Source organism: Janthinobacterium sp. BHSEK, from assembly GCF_056174685.1.
Window position 1 is genome coordinate 1 of sequence record NZ_JBWBYV010000077.1, and the last position, 7466, is coordinate 7466.

The window sequence follows — 7466 nt, forward strand, 5'->3', positions numbered from 1 at the left end:
GGGTGTAGATCACGCAATCGTGCCCGCGCAGATCATCGGGCGAGACCGGGACGCCGCGTTTGGCGAGATAGCCCTTGCTGGCGACGAACACGCGCTCGAACAGTCCGATGCGCCGCGCGCGCAGTGCGCTGTCTTCCAGATGGCCGATCCGAATTGCCAGGTCCGCGCCTTCATCGACCAGCCCCACATAGCGATCATTGATCTGGAGATCCAGCGCCAAGCCGGGATAGCGCTCCAGGAAGGCGGGGACATGCGGCAAAACAAATGCATGCGCCAGCGCCGTCGGGCATGCCACGCGCAGCAATCCGGACGGATCGACGTTCTCCCTGAAGGACGATTCGGACTCGTCGACGGCGTCTAGGATGCGCCGCACTTCCGCATAGTAGCGTTCCCCTTCGGGCGTGAGGGCAAGCTTGCGCGTTGACCGGTGCAGCAGCCGCGTCTGTAAATGCTCTTCCAATGCCGCCACATGACGGCTGACGTTCGGCTGCCCCAGGCCCAGGTCGCGGCCGGCAGCGGAGAAGCTCCCCGTCTCCACCGAGCGCGCGAAGCATGTCATCAAAAGAAACCGGTCCAAAGTTGCTCCTCATTCGATTCATGCAATTGGAGCATGAATCATATGCAAAGATACGATCTTATCGAATTTCAAGCATGAGCGCATAGTTCTTCCCACGGCAGGTCAGCCAACGTTGGTTGACCATGAATCACCTACAGGAGAATTTTATGTCCCGCTTGCAAGGAAAACGCACGCTTATCACCGGCGGCACCAGCGGCATCGGCCTCGAAACAGCCAGGCAGTTCCTCGCCGAAGGCGCACGCGTCATCGTCACCGGCGTCAATCCGGAATCCATCGAGAAGGCCAGGAAAGAACTTGGCGCCGAGGTTCTGGTGCTGCGCGCCGATTCCGCCAGTGTCGCCGCCCAACAGGAGTTGGCGCAAGCCGTCCAGGCTCACTACGGCCAACTGGATATCGCCTTTCTCAACGCTGGCGTATCCGTCTGGACGCCGATCGAAGTATGGACGGAGGAAATGTTCGACCGTTCGTTCGACATCAACGTCAAGGGGCCCTATTTCCTGATCCAGGCGCTGCTGCCAGTGTTCGCGAACCCCGCATCGGTGGTACTCAACACCTCGGTCAGCGCGCACGTCGGCGCGGCGCATTCATCGGTATATGCGGCAACCAAGGCCGCATTCTTGAACTTGTCGAAAACGCTGTCGGGCGAACTGCTGGCGCGCGGCATTCGCGTCAACGCGGTCAGTCCCGGCCCCGTCGAAACGCCGCTGTACGACAAGCTCGGCATCCCGGATGCCTACCGCGATCAGATCAACAAGGAAATTACCGCAACGATTCCTTTCGGCCGCTTCGGCACGCCGGAGGAAGTGGCCAAGGCGGTGTTATACCTCGCTTCCGACGAGTCCCGCTGGACCGTCGGCTCCGAAATCATCGTTGACGGCGGCCGTACGCTTAACGGCTGACGTCGCACAACTGCCGAACTATACGGATGCGCCCGCTCCGAATGCGTGAGCGGGCTTCATTTTCAAAGAGAGTATTCAAATTGCAAACGGCGGCGATGGGACGGCTCACGATTTCGAACGGGTTACTGTCGATTGGCAAGCAGGGCACAGGTGCCAGTCAGGTCGCAATACCATACTTGTGCTGCGTGGCCGCATACTGCTGCTTGAGCGACTCCAGCTGCGGATGCCTGGGGTCGATCTTGCGGATCACCTGCATCTGGTGCTGCGCCTGTTCGGCCAGCGGGGCTTCCCAGCCCAGCATGTTGAGCTGACGCAAGATGGCCTCGACGGAGGCGAACAGCACGGGCAGGTTGCCCGGCGTCTTGCGCAGGGCCTGGCGCAGCACGAAGACGGCGCCCTTGAGTTCCCCGCTTTCCGCCTTGCTGGCCGCCTCGTGCATCAGTTCCTGCACCTGGTTGCTGATCTGCTGGCCCATGCCTTGCGCCAGGTCATGGCGTCCCGCCTTTTCAAACACGTCCACGGCCGCTTCCATCGTTACGTCGCTGTCCGCTTCGTTGACGAGTTTCATCATGACGTCGGACGCGGCCTGTTCCAGGTTGTTCTTCAGGCAGCTTTGCACGAGGCCCACCTTGAGCTGGGTCGACAGGCCGCGCGCGTCGTCCAGGGCGGCGGCGGCCAGCTGCAGCTCGCTGGCGGCGGCGATGTCGTTGCCCGAGAGTTCATGCAGCATGGCGGCCGAGATGGCGCGGCACGCTTCCACGTTGGCGCCGCCGCGCAGCGAGCGCTCCATGTCGCGCAGCACGCCGCTCGCTTGCGGCGCGTCGCCCTTTTTCACCAGCGTCTTGACCAGGTTGACGTGGTCTTCCGGGTCGCGGAATTCGGAGTACTTCGCCTTCGTCACCACCTGCTTGTAGGCCCGTTCGGCCGCGCCGATGTCGCCCGTGTCGAAGGCGATGCCGCCCAGGTGGCGCAAGCGGCGCACCATGTGCGGCGAAATGGCCACGGCATCCTCGAGGATTTTCTTGGCCTGCAGCTGCTGGCCCATGGCTACATGGTTTTGCGCCAGCAAGTCGTAGGCGGCCATGAAGCGGGGATAGGTTTCCACCAGCTCCAGCAGCGCGTCCTGCGCCTCCTCGTGGCGCTGCTGTTCGAACAGGGTGCGCGCCAGGCCCAGGTGGGCCCAGGCCATGGGCCGCGTGGCCAGCATGTCGGTGTAGATCTGCTCCGCCTCCTTCCATTCGCCCAGGGTGATATGCAGCTCGGCGCGCAGGCGGGCAAAATCGGCCGCCAGGCGCGGGTGCTGCAGTTCGGCCGCGCGGCAGCTTTTCACGGCTTCGCGCAAGTCGCCCTTGTCGATCAGCTGGTACGTGGGCAGGAAGACGGCGCGGCGCTCGATGGCGCGCGCGATGCGGCCGCTCAGCACGTCGACGGTGAACGGTTTTAATATGTAGTCGGACGGGGTCAGCTCGGCGGCGCTGATCACCTTGCTGTGGATGGCTTCGGAGGTCAGCATGATGAAGATCGTCCACAGGCCGATCAGCTTGTGGTGGCGCAAGTCTTCCAGCAATTGCTGGCCATCCTGGCCGTCCGTGCCGCTGCCAAGATCGTATTCGCACAGGATGATGTCGAACGGTTTCTTCGTCAGCAAGCGGATGGCCGTGCCGGCATTGACGGCATATTCCACCTTGGTGATGGCCGCCTGGTTCAGCATATTGTGCAGATTGCCCCGCATGCTGGGGTTCGGGTCGACGATCAGGACAGATAAGTCGCTAGTTTCTGGCATGGTTCAGCTCTCGTTCATCTGTTCGGTCATTTGCGGGAACTCTTCTTATATGTAGCTGCCTGGCAGTATTGTTTTTTATCAGCATACTGCAAAGCCGGGCGACACTGCCAGCAAAATGCATGCAATCGGGTGCGGTGCGCGAGGGCAGGGACGCCTGGCGCCGTCCGGCGTTGTATTTCATGACACGCGAGCCCCTTGCTGCGGTGTGGGCGCCTGTTTTTCCGGCCATTCCTTGACTACCGTGATAGTATTCTAAAATGCAACACCTGTTGCATGCCGCGCCACGTCGCGGCAAGGCATGCGCAAGGCTTTAACGGGCGCTTTATCTCTCTCTGGTGTTGATGCCCGTCATGCGCGTTCCTGATCTGACCACCTTGCGGCGCATCGCCGTTCCCCTTGCATTCGGCGGCAACAGCGAACAGCAGCATACCTATTTTGCAGAATTGCACCGGGTCGGCCTGGTCACGCAAGTGCTGGGCATCATCGCCTTCAGCCTGGCCTGGCTGCTGATGCCGCCCGCCTACCATCCGAACCTGGCGCACGCCGTGCTGGCCTTGCTGGGCATGTTGACGAGTCTGGCCGTGCGCTACCGCTGCACCACCTTGCCCGTGCTGACCATGACGGGAGCCTGCGCCGTGCTGGCGCTGACCTTCGGCTTGCGCACCATGGCCGATGCCGTCCAGCACGCCAGCTTCTGGGTCTTGCCCGTGGGCGTCTTCATGACCCTGGCCATCGCTTCCATCTTCAATGGCGGCCTCAGCTACCTGGCCGTGGTGGCGGGCGTGTGGTGGAACGTGGGCCACGGCCTGTATCCGGTGAACGCGGGCTTGCCCGACCAGCCCTGGGTGCCATTGATGATCGCCGTCAGCGTGCTGTTCGGGCTGGCGCTGAATGTCAGCTTCAGTTTATTGCGCTTGCGTAACTATCACGCCAAGGTGGAATTGACGCGGCTGGCCTTCCAGGACAGCCTGACGGGCTTGAACAACCGCCGCATGTTCACGCAGCGCGCCCAGCAGATGCATGGCGCAAACCACGGCGGCATGCTGCATTTCCTGATGATCGACATCGACAATTTCAAGATCATCAACGACCAGCAGGGGCACGATGCGGGCGACGTGGTGCTGGTGCGCACGGCCGCCATCATCGCGGACAAGGCGCAAGGCCATCTGTGCGGGCGCCTGGGCGGCGAGGAATTCGGCATCGTCTATGCGGGCAGCCGCGAAGACGCGCGCGCCTTTGCCGGCAGCCTGGTCAACGCCGTCAGCCAGGCTTTCCTGGCCGCGCAGTTCGTGTCGATCAGCGTGGGCGTGGCGGAAATGGACCGGGGCAGGGAGTTGGGCCACAGCTACCGGCTGGCCGACGAGGCGCTGTACTTGGCCAAGCGGCAAGGCAAGAACCGCTATGTGATCGCCTGATGGTCGGTCGCCCGCGATGGTTGTTGCAAGTTGGCAAAAACTGCTGGTTTCAGGGGCAAAATGGCCCGAAAGCCATAAGTTCCGGTAATAAAGCAGGGGTAAAACGGGTATAATGCGCGCAAAGGAAATTTGCCGTACGAAAGATATTGTCATACCTACCTTTAACCCGCAGCCACGCTGCATCAACCACCTTCCAATCATGTTGATACTGCCGGGTTCCAATGCCCTGTCCCATTTCCGTAGCCACCGTCTGTTAAGCCAACTGCAAGCCGTTTCGCCTGCGATCGTTGCCGTGCAAGCACGCTATGTCCATTTCATCGATGCCGGTGCGCCTCTCAGCAACGACGACAGCACGCGCCTTGGCGCCTTGCTGACGTACGGCGAGCCGGCCCACGCTGACAATACGGAAGGCGCTGCCGAAGAATTCTTCGTCATCCCCCGTTTCGGCACGATTTCGCCGTGGGCCTCGAAAGCCACCGACATCGCGCACAACTGCGGCATGGCGCACATCAAGCGCGTCGAACGCGGCGTCGCTTTCCGCATCAACCTGAAATCGGGCATCCTGGGCAGCGCCATCGGCGCCGGAAAATTGACGGACGAGCAAGTACAGGCCGTGGCCGACCTGCTGCACGACCGCATGACGGAATCCGTGCTGCGCAGCGCAGACGACGCCAAGGACTTGTTCCGCACCCTGGAAGCGCGTCCGCTCGAATCGATCGACTTGCTGGGGCAGGGCAAGCGCGCGCTGGAAACGGCGAACACGGAGCTGGGCCTGGCGATGTCGGAAGACGAAATCGACTACCTGGACGCCGCCTTCACCAAGGCCGGCCGCAACCCGACGGACGTGGAACTGATGATGTTCGCGCAAGCGAACAGCGAGCATTGCCGCCACAAGATCTTCAACGCCGATTGGACCATCGACGGCGTGGCGCAGCCAAAATCGCTGTTCGGCATGATCAAGAACACGCATGAACTGCAGCCGAAGGGCACCGTCGTCGCCTACAGCGACAATTCGTCCATCATGGAAGGCGCCACCGTGTCGCGCTTCTACCCGCGCGGGGCAAACCACGAATACGCGGCTTCCACGGAACTGACGCACACGCTGATGAAGGTGGAAACGCATAACCACCCGACGGCGATTTCTCCATTCCCCGGCGCGTCCACGGGCGCGGGCGGCGAGATCCGCGACGAAGGCGCGACGGGCCGCGGCGCCAAGCCGAAGGCTGGCCTCACGGGTTTCACCGTGTCGAATCTGTCGCTGCCGGACGCCGTGCGCAGCTGGGAAACGGCCGCTTCCGTGACGGCGCCATTGGCCTCGCGTACTGAGGCAGATCAATACGGCAAACCGGAACGCATCGCTTCGCCGCTGCAGATCATGATCGAAGGCCCGTTGGGCGGCGCCGCGTTCTCGAACGAATTCGGCCGTCCTGTACTGGGCGGCTACTTCCGCACCTATGAGCAGAACGTCGGCGCCGACAAAGACGCCGTGTTCGGCTACCACAAGCCCATCATGATCGCTGGCGGCATCGGCAATATCTCGGCGCAGCACACGCACAAGAACGACATCCCCGTCGGCAGCCTGCTGGTGCAGCTGGGTGGCCCGGGCATGCGCATCGGCATGGGCGGCAGCGCCGCCTCGTCGATGACCACCGGCAGCAACACGGCCGACCTGGACTTCGATTCCGTCCAGCGCGGCAATCCGGAAATGGAGCGCCGCGCCCAGGAAGTCATCAACGCCTGCTGGCAAATGGGCGCCGACAATCCGATCATCTCGATCCACGACGTGGGTGCGGGCGGCTTGTCGAACGCGTTCCCGGAAATCACCAACGACGCCAAGCGCGGCGCGATTTTCGACCTGCGCAAGATCCCGCTGGAAGAATCGGGCATGGCGCCGAAGGAAATCTGGAGCAATGAGTCGCAGGAACGCTACGTCCTGGCCATCGCGCCGGAAAGCCTGCCATTATTTAAAGCCATGTGCGAACGCGAACGCTGCCTGTTCGCCGCCGTGGGCGTGGCCACCGAAGAGCGTCAACTCAAATTGATCGACCCGGAACTGGGCAACGAACCGGTCGACATGCCGATGGATGTCTTGCTGGGCAAGCCGCCGAAGATGCAACGCGACGTGGTCCACGTGGCCAACGATTTCCCGGCCATCGACCTGACGGGCATGGACTTGGTTGACGTAGCGCAAAAAGTGCTGCTGTTGCCGACCGTGGCCGACAAATCCTTCCTGATCACCATCGGCGACCGCAGCGTGGGCGGCATGACCGTGCGCGACCAGATGGTGGGACCATGGCAAGTGCCGGTGGCCGACTGCGCCGTCACCACCATGAGCTTCGAGGGTTATCTGGGCGAAGCGATGGCCATGGGCGAACGCACGCCGCTGGCCGTCATCGACGCAGCAGCGTCCGGCCGCATGGCCGTGGGCGAAGCCGTCACCAACATCGCCGCAGCAGCAATCAGCGATATCAGCGACATCAAGCTGTCCGCCAACTGGATGGCCGCCTGCGGCCAGCCTGGCCAGGACGCAGCCTTGTACGACACGGTCAAGGCCGTGGGCATGGACCTGTGCCCGGCGCTGGGCATCAGCATCCCCGTCGGCAAGGATTCGCTGTCGATGCGCACGACGTGGAAAGACGAGGGCACGGGCGCGGCGAAATCCGTCACGTCGCCGGTGTCGCTGATCGTCTCCTCGTTCGCGCCAGTGACGGACGTGCGCAAGTCGCTCACGCCGCAGCTGAAGACGGACCAGGGCGACACGTCCCTGATCCTGATCGACCTGGGTCGCGGCA

Annotated in this window: 5 protein-coding genes; 3 read left to right on the forward strand and 2 right to left on the reverse strand. The window is 62.6% G+C overall.

From position 1 onward, the window contains the following. On the reverse strand, positions 1 to 577 hold a 577-nt coding region (locus AC0V2Y_RS23350), incomplete at its 3' end, for a LysR family transcriptional regulator (RefSeq protein WP_475418379.1). A gap of 146 nt (positions 578 to 723) precedes the next feature. On the opposite strand from AC0V2Y_RS23350, the gene AC0V2Y_RS23355 reads away from it, so the two are divergent. Continuing rightward, positions 724 to 1476 (forward strand): SDR family oxidoreductase, encoded by a 753-nt coding sequence (locus AC0V2Y_RS23355; RefSeq protein ID WP_475417955.1) that lies wholly within the window; start codon positions 724 to 726, stop codon positions 1474 to 1476. Between the two features lie 157 nt (positions 1477 to 1633). Here AC0V2Y_RS23355 and AC0V2Y_RS23360 read toward each other — a convergent pair whose 3' ends face one another. Further along, on the reverse strand, positions 1634 to 3259 hold the full coding sequence (locus AC0V2Y_RS23360) for a response regulator (protein WP_475417956.1): 1626 nt from the start codon (positions 3257 to 3259) through the stop codon (positions 1634 to 1636). A gap of 350 nt (positions 3260 to 3609) precedes the next feature. Between AC0V2Y_RS23360 and AC0V2Y_RS23365 the strand changes: the two genes are divergently transcribed. Together AC0V2Y_RS23365 and purL are read left to right on the forward strand one after the other, a co-directional pair. Beyond that, positions 3610 to 4674, forward strand: a complete 1065-nt coding sequence (locus tag AC0V2Y_RS23365) for a GGDEF domain-containing protein (protein ID WP_475417957.1) — start codon at positions 3610 to 3612, stop codon at positions 4672 to 4674. 199 nt (positions 4675 to 4873) lie between these two features. Then, positions 4874 to 7466, forward strand: a 2593-nt coding sequence (gene purL / locus AC0V2Y_RS23370; protein ID WP_475418380.1) for a phosphoribosylformylglycinamidine synthase, incomplete at its 3' end; no start/stop codon positions are given.

What these genes read in the sequence shown, in the direction of transcription:
- AC0V2Y_RS23355 (WP_475417955.1), top strand. Translation starts at nt 724, where the DNA reads ATGTCCCGCTTGCAAGGAAAACGCACGCTTATCACCGGCGGCACCAGC.
- AC0V2Y_RS23360 (WP_475417956.1), bottom strand. Translation starts at nt 3,259, where the DNA reads ATGCCAGAAACTAGCGACTTATCTGTCCTGATCGTCGACCCGAACCCC.
- AC0V2Y_RS23365 (WP_475417957.1), top strand. Translation starts at nt 3,610, where the DNA reads ATGCGCGTTCCTGATCTGACCACCTTGCGGCGCATCGCCGTTCCCCTT.